Below are 12725 nucleotides of genomic sequence, written 5' to 3'. Positions count from 1 at the left end.
AGATGTGTATAAGAGACAGGCCGGAAATCGCCGCGCTCTACGACGACTACAAGCGTGAGTCGGAGTCGACCCTGAAGGTCAAGGTCACGAGCGCACTGGATCTCGACACGGCGCAGGCCGAACAGCTGCGCGCCTCGTTGAAGCGTCGCTTCAAGCGCGAGATCGAACTGGATACGCACGTCGATCCGGCGTTGCTCGGCGGTGTCGTCATCGACACGGGCGAGCAGGTCATCGACGGTTCGGCGCGAGGCCGCCTGCAACGGCTGGCCAGCGCGCTGACGCACTGATACGAGCTTCTCATACCACCGGGTGCCGTGAGAGCGGCGCGACCCAAGGAACCGACCATGTCCAGCACCACTCTGAATCCGTCCGAGATCAGCGAGCTGATCAAGACCCGCATCGAGCAGTTCAAGCTCGGCGCCGAGGCACGCAACGAAGGCACGATCATCAGCGTGTCCGACGGCATCGTGCGCATCCACGGCCTGGCCGACGTGATGCAGGGCGAAATGATCGAACTGCCGAACAACACGTTCGCCCTGGCGCTGAACCTCGAGCGCGACTCGGTCGGCGCCGTGGTGCTCGGTGAATACCAGCACCTGCGCGAAGGCGACGCCGCCAAGACCACCGGCCGCATCCTCGAAGTGCCGGTCGGCCCGGGCCTGCTCGGCCGCGTCGTCGACGCGCTGGGCAACCCGATCGACGGCAAGGGCCCGATCGACGCCGTGGGCACCAGCCCCGTCGAGAAGGTCGCCCCGGGCGTCATCTGGCGCCAGTCGGTCGACCAGCCGATGCAGACCGGCTACAAGTCCATCGACTCGATGATCCCGATCGGCCGCGGCCAGCGCGAGCTGATCATCGGCGACCGCCAGACGGGCAAGACCGCCGTCGCGATCGACGCGATCATCAACCAGAAGCACTCCGGCATTAAGTGCATCTACGTCGCCATCGGCCAGAAGCGCAGCTCGATCGCCAACGTCGTGCGCAAGCTGGAAGAGAACGGCGCGCTCGCCAACACGATCGTCGTCGTCGCCTCGGCCTCCGAAGCGGCGGCCCTGCAGTACGTCGCACCGTATTCCGGTTGCGCCATGGGCGAGTACTTCCGTGACCGCGGCGAAGACGCGCTCATCGTGTACGACGACCTGTCCAAGCAGGCCGTGGCCTACCGCCAGATCTCGCTGCTGCTGAAGCGTCCGCCGGGCCGTGAAGCCTATCCGGGCGACGTCTTCTATCTCCACTCGCGCCTGCTCGAGCGCGCCTCGCGCGTCAGCGCCGAGTACGTCGAGAAGATGACCAACGGCGAAGTGAAGGGCAAGACGGGTTCGCTCACCGCCCTGCCGATCATCGAGACCCAGGCGGGCGACGTCTCGGCGTTCGTTCCGACCAACGTGATCTCGATCACCGACGGCCAGATCTTCCTCGAGACCGACCTGTTCAACGCCGGTATCCGTCCGCCCGTGAACGCCGGTATCTCGGTGTCGCGCGTCGGTGGCGCGGCGCAGACCAAGATCATCAAGAAGCTGTCCGGTGGCGTGAAGCTCGCCCTCGCGCAGTACCGTGAGCTGGCCGCGTTCGCGCAGTTCGCCTCGGACCTCGATGCCGCAACGCGCGCGCAGCTGGACCGTGGCCAGCGCGTCACCGAGCTGATGAAGCAGCCGCAGTACTCGCCGCTCTCGATCGCCGAACTCGGCGTGTCGGTCTACGCGGCCGAGAAGGGCTACCTCGACGACCTGCCGGTCAACAAGGTGCTGGCGTTCGAGAAGGGCCTGCACGCCTTCATGCGCCAGAACCATGGCGACCTGATGAAGAAGATCGACCAGACCGGCGACTGGGACAAGGACATCGAGGCGACCTTCAAGGCCGCCGCCGACGAGTTCAAGAAGACCGGTAGCTGGTAATAGCGAAACGCGCGGGACGCCGGCGATCACGCCCGTCCCGCGAGCTGGCGACACCTTTCAAAGACGAGTAAGCCATGGCTAGCGGCCGCGAAATCAAAACCAAGATCAAAAGCACGCAGAACATGCGCAAGGTGACCGGCGCGCTGCAGATGGTCTCGGCGTCGAAGATCCGCAAGGCGCAGGACCTGATGAAGGCCTCGCGCCCATATGCGCGTCTGATGCGCAAGGTCATCGCGCACGTCGCGCAGGCCAGCACCGATTTCACCCATCCGTTCCTCACCGAACGCGAGAACGTCGCGCGGGTGGGCTTCATCGTGGTGTCGACCGATCGCGGCCTCGCCGGCGGCCTTAACTCCAACCTGTTCCGTCGTACGCTGACCTCGATCCGCGAGTGGCAGGGCAAGGGCGCCGAGGTCGATGTCGTCGCCATCGGCCAGAAGGCCGTGCAGTTCTTCCGTCGCATCAAGGGCGTGAACCTGATCGGCTCGGCCACGCATCTTGGTGAAAAGCCCAAGCTCGAGGACCTGATCGGCGTGATCAAGGTCGTCCTCGATGCGTATTCGGATAACAAGCTCGACCGCGTTTTCCTCGTCTACAACGACTTCGTCAACACCATCGTGCAGAAGCCGAGCATCGACGCCCTGCTGCCGCTGTCGCTGGTGGCCACCGAGCTCGAGAACACGGAAGGAAAGAAGTCCGAGGGCGTGAAGGTCGAGCAGACGCACGACTGGGACTACATCTACGAACCCGATGCGCGCACGGTGCTCGAACACCTGATGACGCGCTACATCGAGTCCGTGGTGTACCAGGCGGCGCTGGAGAACCTCGCCAGCGAGCACGCCGCGCGCATGGTCGCCATGAAGGCCGCGTCGGACAACGCAAGCAAGGTCATCGGCGAACTGACGCTCGTCTACAACAAGGCGCGGCAGGCGGCGATCACCCAGGAAATCTCGGAAATCGTCGGCGGCGCCGCCGCCGTCTGACCGAACAAGCCATGGCGACGCGAAAGCGGCGCCGCTACAGAACCTAAAGAAGATTCATCCGGAGCATTCCATGAGCCAGGGTAAAGTTGTTCAGATCATCGGCGCGGTCGTCGACGTCGAATTCCCGCGCGACCAGGTACCGCAGATCTACGACGCACTGAAGATCGACGGTACCGAGATCACCCTCGAAGTGCAGCAGCAGCTCGGTGACGGCATCGTGCGCACCATCGCGCTCGGTTCCACCGATGGCCTGCGCCGTAACCTCGTCGCCCGCAACACCGGCGAAGGCATCAAGGTGCCGGTCGGCAAGGCCACGCTCGGCCGCATCATGGACGTCCTGGGCAACCCGATCGACGAAGCCGGCCCGATCGGCGAGCAGGAAAAGTGGGTCATCCACCGCGAAGCCCCGTCGTACGACGAGCAGGCCGCCGCCAGCGAGCTGCTGGAAACCGGTATCAAGGTCATCGACCTGATGTGCCCGTTCGCCAAGGGCGGCAAGGTCGGCCTGTTTGGCGGCGCCGGCGTGGGCAAGACCGTCAACATGATGGAGCTCATCAACAACATCGCGAAGGCGCACTCGGGCCTGTCCGTGTTCGCCGGCGTGGGTGAGCGTACTCGTGAAGGTAACGACTTCTATCACGAGATGAAGGACTCCAACGTTCTCGACAAGGTCGCGATGGTGTACGGCCAGATGAACGAGCCGCCGGGCAACCGCCTGCGCGTCGCGCTCACCGGCCTGACCATGGCCGAGTTCTTCCGTGACGAGAAGGACGAGACCGGCAAGGGCAAGGACGTCCTGCTCTTCGTCGACAACATCTACCGTTACACGCTGGCCGGTACCGAAGTGTCCGCACTGCTCGGCCGCATGCCGTCGGCCGTGGGTTACCAGCCGACGCTGGCCGAGGAAATGGGCGTCCTCCAGGAGCGCATCACCTCGACCAAGACCGGTTCGATCACGTCGATCCAGGCCGTCTACGTTCCCGCGGACGATCTGACCGATCCGTCGCCGGCGACCACCTTCGCGCATCTGGACGCGACCGTGACGCTGAGCCGTAACATCGCCTCGCTGGGCATCTACCCGGCGGTGGACCCGCTCGATTCCTCCAGCCGTCAGCTGGACCCGACCGTCATCGGGCAGGAGCACTACGACACCGCGCGCCGCGTGCAGATGACGCTGCAGCGCTACAAGGAGCTGAAGGACATCATCGCGATCCTCGGCATGGACGAGTTGTCGCAGGAAGACAAGGAAGCCGTGTCGCGCGCCCGCAAGATCGAGCGCTTCTTCTCGCAGCCGTTCCACGTGGCCGAAGTGTTCACCGGCTCGCCGGGCAAGTACGTGGCGCTGAAGGAAACCATCCGCGGCTTCAAGATGATCCTCGACGGCGAGTTGGACTACCTGCCGGAACAGGCCTTCTACATGGTCGGCGGCATCGACGAAGCCATCAAGAAGGGCGAGGAGATGGGTGCGAAGAAGGCGGCGTAAGCCCTCTTTCCCCATCCCCGACCAACGGAAGACCAGCCCATGACCCATACCATCCGCGTCGACATCGTCAGCGCCGAAGCCGAGATCTACTCCGGCGAAGCCACGCTCGTGGTCGCCACCGGTGAGCTTGGCGAGCTGGGCATCGCGCCGCGTCACGCCCCGCTGATCACCCGCCTGAAGCCCGGTCACGTGGACGTGGTGGCCGCCAACGGCGAACGCCAGCAGTTCTACGTCTCCGGTGGCATCCTCGAGGTGCAACCGCAGGTCGTGACCATCCTCGCCGATACGGCGGCCCGCGCCGCCGACCTCGACGAGGCGGCCGCCCTGAAGGCAAAGGAAGAGGCGGAGGCCGCGCTGGCCAACCGTGGCCCGCAAATGGACGTCGCCGAAGCCCAGGCCAAGCTTGCGGAGGCACTGGCCCAGCTCCAGGCTCTCGAACGCATGCGCAAGACGCTCAAGCACTGACCGGCAAACACCGATCGAAAAGAAGCCCCTCCGTTGAGGGGCTTTTTTTTGGGGGAAGCCGATTTGGTACGAGTCGATTTGGTACGAGCCGATTTTGTGGGAGCCGACCTTGTCGGCGATCCCGCGGCAGCGGGCCAGGTCACGGCAAGCACCCATCGCCGACGGGGTCGGCTCCCACCATAGCCGGCCGTCTGCCTCCTGAATACCTCCCCCTGAGTCCTCTGGACAGTCGGAGGGTATTTCTGTACCATTGCGTACAGTTAACCGATATGAACTTCGGGCTGACTTAGCACTCTCACTTCGGGACTGCTAATCTGCATACAGACTTTCAGGAGGTTCCACACATGTCCCAAGCCCTCGCCACCCGTAACTACGGGCTACCGAGCGTCGTTGGCAGTCTGGATTCCTATATCTCGGCGGTCCATCGCATCCCGGTGCTCAGCCTTGACGAGGAGCAGTCGCTGGCGCGCCGCTTCCACGACGACGCCGACCTCGACGCCGCCAAGCAGCTCGTGATGTCCCACCTGCGTTTCGTGGTCCATGTGGCTCGCGGCTACAACGGTTACGGCTTGCAGCTGTCCGATCTCATCCAGGAAGGCAACATCGGCCTGATGAAGGCGGTGAAGCGCTTCGACCCGGACCAGGGCGTTCGCCTGGTCAGTTTCGCGGTGCACTGGATCCGCGCGGAGATGCACGAATTCATCCTGCGCAACTGGCGCATCGTGAAGGTCGCGACCACCAAGGCGCAGCGCAAGCTGTTCTTCAACCTGCGCAAGAGCAAGAAGCGCCTGGGTTGGATGAACGCCGAGGAAGTGCGCGTCGTCGCGCAGGACCTGGGCGTGCCGGAAGCCACCGTCCGCGAGATGGAATCGCGGCTATCGGGTCGTGACGTGGGCTTCGAGGCCCCGGCCGACGCGGATGACGACGACAAGCCGGCACCCGCGGCGTTCCTCGTCGACGAAGGCGCCGATCCGTACGACAACCTCGCCGAGGAAGATGCCAGCAACAACCAGATGGGCGCGCTGTCCTCCGCCCTGGGCAACCTGGATGACCGCTCGCGCGACATCATCCAACGCCGCTGGTTGGCCGAGGACAACAAGGCCACGTTGCAGGACCTGGCCGATGAGTACGGCGTTTCCGCCGAACGCATCCGCCAGATCGAGGCGAATGCCATGAAGAAGATGCGCGTCGCCATCGCGGCCTGATCTTCTGAACTGGCGTAAGATCCGGAACGGCTCCGCGAGGGGCCGTTTTCCGTTGCCTCAGTCCATGCGGAGTGAATCCTGATGCCCAGGGCCCTGGTCATCGAAGACGACGAAGTGACCGCCCGCGACATCGTCGCGGAGCTGGGTGCGCACGGTCTTGCCGCCGATTGGGTGGCCAACGGCCGTGACGGGCTCGCGCGCGCGCTGGAGGACGGCTACGACATCATCACCCTCGATCGCATGCTGCCGGGCATGGACGGCATCGATGTGGTCTCAGCCTTGCGCAAGCGCAACGTCGATACGCCGGTCCTGATGATCAGCGCCCTGTCCGATGTGGACGATCGCGTACGTGGCCTGCGTGCGGGCGGCGATGACTACCTCACCAAGCCGTTCGCTCCCGATGAGCTGGCCGCGCGTGCGGAGGTCTTGCTGCGCCGGCGCCGGCCGAGCGCGAACGATACGCGGCTGCGCGTCGCGGACCTCGAACTGGACCTGGTCCGCCATAACGCCGAGCGCAATGGCGAAGCGCTCACCTTGCTGCCCACCGAGTTCCGCCTGCTCGAATTCCTGATGCGCAACGCGGGCCAGGTGGTGACGCGGCAGATGATCTTCGAGCATGTGTGGGGTTTCCACTTCGATCCCGGCACCAACGTGATCGACGTCCATATCGGCCGCCTGCGGCGCAAGATCGACGGCGCCGGCCAGGCGCCACTCATCCGCACCGTGCGCGGCTCGGGGTATGTCCTTGCGCCCGCTGACTGACGCCTGGCGTTCCGCCACCTCGCGCCTGATCCTCATCTATGGCGCCCTGTTCGCGATCTGGTCCGTCGTGCTGCTGGGTGTCGTGCAATGGGAAGCCTCGCGCTACCTGTCGGGCGTGGTCGACCAGATGCTCGCCGCGCGCATCCATTACCTCGAGAACACGGACCAGCGGCGCCTGCCGGCGACCGTCGAGGCGGCAAGCGCCATCGACGTCCAGGGCTTCATGTGGATCGGCTTGTTCGACGCGAAGGGCGCGCGCATCGCCGGCAATATCAGCAAGGTGCCCGAGGAACTGACCGACGAGGGCGTCGTGCGTTCGGTCAATGCCAGCCTCGCCGGCCCCACCCGCAACGCCACCATGCGCGCGCGCGGCATCACCCGCGTGCTGCCCAATGGCGACCGCCTGGTCGTCGCGAAGGAAAGCACGACCATCGACGGCATCGGGGCGATCATCCGCCGCGGCTTGCTGTGGGGCCTGTCACTGACACTCATTCCCGGCCTGCTCGGCGGCGTCCTGATCGCCCGTGGCCCCGCACGGCGGATACGGGCGATCCAGCGGGCGATGGAGCCGATCCGCGAAGGCGACCTCAGCGTGCGCCTGCCCGTCACGCGCGGCGGCGACGAGGTGGACCTGCTGGCCGCGACGGTAAATACCACGCTGACCGAGATCGAGCGCCTGCTCGGCGAGGTGAAGGGCGTCACCGACAACATCGCCCACGACTTGCGCACGCCGCTCACGCGGATGCGCACGCGCCTGTATCGCCTGCAGCAGCAGTTCGAGGGAAAGCCCGAAGCGGAGCAGCTCGACGCCTGCGTGGCCGAGATCGACACCGTCCTCAGCCGGTTCCGTGCCCTCTTGCGGGTATCCGAACTGGAGGACCGCCAGCGCAGCGCCTGCTTCGAAAACATGGACCTGGGCACCGTGCTGCGCAACGTGCACGAGTTCTACGCACCGCTGGCCGAGGATCGCGGGCAACTGTTCGAGATCGAGGTGGGCCGCTTGCCACCGCTTCGCGGCGACCCCCAGCTCATGTTCGAGGCATTCGCCAACCTCGTCGGTAACGCGATCAAGTTCACCCCGGATGGGGGGGCGGTACGCCTGGTGGCGCTCACCGATCCCACGGGCGACGCGCGGGTGGATATCGCGGACACCGGTCCCGGCATCCCGCCGAACGAGCGCGAGGCGGTGTTTCGCCGGTTCTACCGGGGCGACGAGACCCGCACCAAGCCGGGCTGCGGGCTGGGTCTCGCGATCGTGAGCGCTATCGTCCGCCTGCACGGGTTCTCGTTGTCGGTGGGTGGAAACGAGAAGGGTGCGGTGTTTTCCGTGACGTGTCCGGCCGCCTAAATAAATCTTAACTACGCGGCGGATTCCGCCGGGCGCAAAATCCGCCGCGACGCAACATCGCGCTCGGAATCCGTCTTCCCATGATTGGCATCGTCCGGATCGCACTCACGCGGCCGTATACCTTCGTCGTCCTCGCCCTGCTGATCCTCATCATCGGTCCGCTTGCCGCGCTGCGCACGCCGACGGACATCTTTCCCGACATCAAGATTCCGGTGATCGCGGTGGTGTGGCAGTACAACGGCCTGCCGCCGGACCAGATGGTCGGACGCGTCTCGTCGCCGTTCGAGCGCGTGCTGACCACGACGGTGAACGACGTGGAGCACATCGAGGCCAGCTCGATCCAGGGCTTCGGCATCATCAAGATCTTCTTCCAGCCGACCGTCGACATCCGCACCGCCAATGCCCAGGTCACGGCCGTCGCGCAGACCCTCTTGCGCCAGCTGCCGCAGGGCACCACGCCGCCGCTGATCCTGAACTACAACGCGTCGACGGTGCCGATCATCCAGCTGGCGCTGTCCGGCGAGGGTCTCACCGAGCAGAACCTGGGCGACCTCGGCCTCAATATCATCCGTCCGCAACTGACCTCCGTGGCCGGCGCGGCCATTCCGTTCCCGTTCGGCGGCAAGACGCGCCAGGTGCAGATCGATATCGATCCGCCGGCGTTGCAGGCCCGCGGACTGTCCGCGCAGGACGTGGCCAACGCACTGGCCGCGCAGAACCTGATCACGCCGGTGGGCACGCAGAAGATCGGCGAGTACGAATACACGGTGCAGCTCAACAACTCGCCGTCGGACGTGGACGAGCTCGGCAACCTGCCGGTGAAGACGGTCAACGGTGCCACCGTCTTCATTCGCGACATCGCCCACGTGCGCGACGGCTCGCCGCCGCAGACCAATATCGTGCACGTCAACGGTGACCGCTCGGTGCTGATGACCGTGCTGAAGAACGGCTCGGCGTCCACGCTGGCGATCATCGCCGGGATCAAGGAGCGCGTCGCCGCGATGAAGGACGCACTCCCGTCCAACCTCAAGATCGCGCCCATCGGTGACCAGTCCCTCTTCGTGAGCGCCGCGATCGAAGGCGTGGCCCGCGAAGGCATCATCGCCGCGGCGCTCACCAGCCTGATGATCCTCCTGTTCCTCGGCAGCTGGCGTTCGACGGTGATCATCGCCACGTCCATCCCGCTGGCCATCCTCGGTTCCATCGCGGCCTTGTCGGCGATGGGCGAGACCATGAACATCATGACGCTGGGTGGCCTCGCGCTGGCCGTGGGCATCCTCGTGGACGATGCCACGGTGACCATCGAGAACATCAACTGGCACCTGGAGCACGGCAAGGACGTCGAGACGGCGATCCTCGATGGCGCCGCGCAGATCGTGACGCCGGCCTTCGTCTCGTTGTTGTGCATCTGCATCGTGTTCGTGCCGATGTTCTTCCTCCAGGGCGTGGCGCGCTTCCTCTTCGTGCCCATGGCCGAGGCGGTCATGTTCGCGATGATCGCGTCCTTCATCCTCTCGCGCACGCTCGTGCCGACGATGGCCAAGTACCTGCTGCACCCACACTCGCACGACGACCCGCATGGCGAGGGCAAGAAGCCGTCGCGCAATCCGCTGGTCCGGTTCCAGCGCCGTTTCGAGGCCCGCTTCGAAAAGATACGCGAGAGCTACCACGGATTGCTCGCCCTCGCCCTGCATCACCGCAAGGCCTTCACCATCGGCTTCATGGCTTTCGTGGTGTTCTCCTTCGCCCTGGTGCCGATGCTCGGCCGCAACTTCTTCCCGTCGGTGGACTCGGGCCAGATCCTGATGCACGTGCGTGCTCCCGTCGGGACGCGCGTGGAGGAAAGCGCGCGCCTCTTCGCCGAGGTGACCGACGCCGTGCGGAGGATCGTTCCCAAGGAGGAACTCGGGACGGTGGTCGACAACATCGGCCTGTCCTCGTCGGGCATCAACAATACCTATAACAACACCGGTACCATCGGCTCGCAGGATGGCGACATCCAGATCGCGCTGAACGAGGGACACGCGCCGACCGCCGACTATGTGCGCCGGTTGCGCGAGCAGCTGCCACGCGAGTTCCCGGGCACGACGTTCTCGTTCCCACCGGCGGACATCATCAGCCAGATCCTGAACTTCGGCTCGCCCGCACCGATCGACCTGCAGATCCGTGGGCCGAACCTCGCGGCGAACTTCGATTATGCAAGCCGCCTGCTGCGCGAGATCCGCCGCGTGCCGGGCGTGGCCGACGCACGCATCCAGCAGTCGCGGGCCAACCCGACACTCAATGTGGACGTCGACCGCAGCCGCGCGCAGCAGGTGGGCATCACCGAGCGCGACGTCACCAACAGCCTTGGCGTGAACCTCGCCGGTTCGAGCCAGATCGCGCCGACCTTCTGGCTCAACCCGCAGAACGGCGTGTCCTACCCGATCGTGATGCAGACGCCGCAGTACAGCCTCGACAGCTTGCCCGACCTGGAGAACGTGCCGATCAGCCCCAGCACGGGCACGGCCGGTTCGCAGATCCTCGGTGGCCTTGCCACGGTGTCGCGCACAGCCACCAACGCGGTGGTGAGCCAGTACAACATCCAGTCGATGGTCGAGATCTATGCGACGACGCAGGACCGCGACCTCGGCGCCGTCGCCGCCGACATCCAGAAGATCATCGAGGCGAACAAGAAGTTCCTGCCCAAGGCGTCGACCACCGCCTTGCTCGGCCAGGTGCAGACCATGAACAACGCGTTCTCCGGGCTGATCCTGGGACTGCTCGGCGCGATCGTGCTGATCTACCTGCTGATCGTGGTGAACTTCCAGTCGTGGAGCGATCCGTTCGTGATCGTCACCGCGCTGCCCGCGGCGATCGCGGGAATCATCTGGATGCTGTTCGCCACGCATACCACCTTGTCGGTGCCCGCGCTCACCGGCGCCATCATGTGCATGGGCGTGGCCACCGCCAATTCGATCCTGGTCGTCAGCTTCTGCCGCGAGCGGCTGGCCGAACTCGGGGACGCGACGGCTGCCGCCCTCGAAGGCGGATTCGTGCGCTTCCGCCCGGTGCTGATGACCGCGCTGGCGATGATCATCGGCATGGCGCCCATGGCCCTGGGCCTGGGCGAAGGTGGCGAGCAGAACGCGCCGCTCGGCCGCGCCGTGATCGGCGGCCTGGTCTTCGCCACGACCGCCACGCTGTTCTTCGTCCCCGTCGTCTTCAGCATCATCCACGCGCGTCGTGGTCATCCGTCACCCACACCGGCGAACACCTCCGGAGAGCCTGTCCATGTCGCCTGATACGTTGCAAACCCCTCCGCCGCGCCGGCTCCGGCTGGCTGGCATCATCGCCGCGATCGTCGTCCTGGCCGTCGTCGTGGCCGGCGTGGCGACGCGCGCCAACGACTCCCGAAAACTGCGCGAATGGACGGATGCGCAGTCCGTACCGACGGTGAACGTGGTCGCTCCCGAGGGTGGCCAGGGCGGTGGCGACCTCAACCTGCCGGGCCGTCTCCAGGCGTATGCCCGTGCGCCGATCTTCGCGCGCACCAGTGGGTACCTCAAATACTGGAAGGCGGATATCGGGCAGAAAGTGAAGGCGGGCGAGTTGCTCGCCGAGATCGAGACGCCCGACCTCGACCAGCAGTTGCTCCAGGCGAAGGCGGACCTCGCCAGTGCACGTGCCAACGAGGCATTGGCAAAGACCACGGCCGCGCGTTGGCAGGCCATGCGCGACTCCGATTCGGTGTCCAAGCAGGAAGTGGACGAGAAGGTCGGCGACTACGATGCCAAGCACGCGCTGGCCCAGGCCGCGCAGGCCAACCTGGAGCGTATCGAGGCGCTGAAGGGGTTCGCCAGGCTCGTCGCGCCGTTCGACGGCGTAGTCACCGCGCGCGAGACGGACGTCGGCGCCCTGATCAATGCCGGCGGTAGTGGCCAGGAACTGTTCGTCGTGTCCGACGTGCGCAAGCTGCGCATGTACGTCAACGTGCCGCAGAACTACGCGCCTTCCATCAAGCAGGGTGCGACCGTGAAACTCGCGGTGCCGGAGTATCCGGGACAGACCTTCACGGGTACCGTCGAATCGTCGTCGTCGGCGATCAACGCCGCTTCCGGTACCACGCTGGTCCAGGTGTCGGTCGACAATGCCGACGGCAAGTTGCTGCCCGGTGGCTATGCGAGCGTCACCTTCGACCTTCCGTCGAACGCGTCGTTGCTGCGCGTACCCGCAAGTGCCCTCGTTTTCGACAATTCGGGCCTGCGCGTCGCCGTGGTCGACGGACAGGGCAAGGTCAAGTTCAAGGACGTGACCATCGCCCGCGACTTCGGAAAGACCGTGCAGCTCGGCTCGGGCCTGGCCGCCGGCGACCGCCTGATCGAGAGCCCGCCCGACGGGCTCGCCGATGGCGACACCGTGCGAGTCAATCCACCGAAGAAAGCGGAAGGCGAGCAGGCGAAGAAGGCGGATGGTGACCATGCCAAGGCCTGACACCCTCCCGGTGGGAGCCGCGCCCTTGGTGGAAGGCAGTTCCTTGGTGGGAGCCGACCCTGTCGGCGATTCGACCTTGCGGCAAGCTGCCATCGCCGACAAGGTCGGCTC

11 protein-coding genes are annotated in these 12725 nt (G+C 65.5%); all 11 read left to right on the top strand.

Annotated features, from left to right (window positions below; all coding sequences use genetic code 11):
* Positions 1-287, top strand: a 287-nt coding sequence (gene atpH, locus ACR9ZJ_RS16460) for an ATP synthase F1 subunit delta (RefSeq protein WP_481288341.1), incomplete at its 5' end; no start/stop codon positions are given.
* A 57-nt stretch (positions 288-344) separates the two neighbouring features.
* Positions 345-1895, top strand: a complete 1551-nt coding sequence (atpA, locus tag ACR9ZJ_RS16455; protein WP_481281831.1) for a F0F1 ATP synthase subunit alpha — start codon at positions 345-347, stop codon at positions 1893-1895.
* 74 nt (positions 1896-1969) lie between these two features.
* The gene (atpG, locus tag ACR9ZJ_RS16450; protein WP_481281830.1) at positions 1970-2878 is read left to right on the top strand and encodes a F0F1 ATP synthase subunit gamma; all 909 of its coding nucleotides are present in this window, start codon (positions 1970-1972) and stop codon (positions 2876-2878) included.
* Positions 2879-2948: 70 nt separating this feature from the next.
* Complete coding sequence (atpD, locus tag ACR9ZJ_RS16445; RefSeq protein WP_481281829.1) at positions 2949-4361, top strand: F0F1 ATP synthase subunit beta; 1413 nt, start codon at positions 2949-2951, stop codon at positions 4359-4361.
* 39 nt (positions 4362-4400) lie between these two features.
* Complete coding sequence (locus ACR9ZJ_RS16440) at positions 4401-4826, top strand: F0F1 ATP synthase subunit epsilon (protein WP_306848216.1); 426 nt, start codon at positions 4401-4403, stop codon at positions 4824-4826.
* 33 nt (positions 4827-4859) lie between these two features.
* Complete coding sequence (locus ACR9ZJ_RS16435) at positions 4860-5009, top strand: pentapeptide repeat-containing protein (protein WP_481288340.1); 150 nt, start codon at positions 4860-4862, stop codon at positions 5007-5009.
* A 161-nt stretch (positions 5010-5170) separates the two neighbouring features.
* Positions 5171-6031 carry an RNA polymerase sigma factor RpoH gene (rpoH, locus tag ACR9ZJ_RS16430; protein WP_371023837.1) on the top strand — a complete coding sequence of 287 codons (861 nt, stop codon included), beginning with the start codon at positions 5171-5173 and terminating at the stop codon, positions 6029-6031.
* A gap of 81 nt (positions 6032-6112) precedes the next feature.
* Positions 6113-6793 carry a response regulator transcription factor gene (locus ACR9ZJ_RS16425; protein WP_481281754.1) on the top strand — a complete coding sequence of 227 codons (681 nt, stop codon included), beginning with the start codon at positions 6113-6115 and terminating at the stop codon, positions 6791-6793.
* Positions 6771-8141: a sensor histidine kinase gene (locus ACR9ZJ_RS16420; protein WP_481288339.1), complete on the top strand. Its 1371-nt coding sequence runs from the start codon at positions 6771-6773 to the stop codon at positions 8139-8141. Before ACR9ZJ_RS16425 ends, ACR9ZJ_RS16420 begins: the two co-directional genes overlap by 23 nt.
* Positions 8142-8221: 80 nt before the next feature.
* Positions 8222-11425 (top strand): efflux RND transporter permease subunit, encoded by a 3204-nt coding sequence (locus ACR9ZJ_RS16415; protein ID WP_481288338.1) that lies wholly within the window; start codon positions 8222-8224, stop codon positions 11423-11425.
* Positions 11415-12614: an efflux RND transporter periplasmic adaptor subunit gene (locus tag ACR9ZJ_RS16410; RefSeq protein ID WP_481288337.1), complete on the top strand. Its 1200-nt coding sequence runs from the start codon at positions 11415-11417 to the stop codon at positions 12612-12614. The genes ACR9ZJ_RS16415 and ACR9ZJ_RS16410 overlap by 11 nt, the downstream gene beginning before the upstream one ends.
* The last annotated feature ends 111 nt before the right edge of the window (positions 12615-12725 follow it).

The sequence above is a fragment of the Luteibacter sp. KNZ12-1A genome (assembly GCF_056755675.1).
The sequence above is the reverse complement of the archived record's forward strand: the minus strand, read 5'-3'. Positions and strand labels throughout refer to the sequence as shown.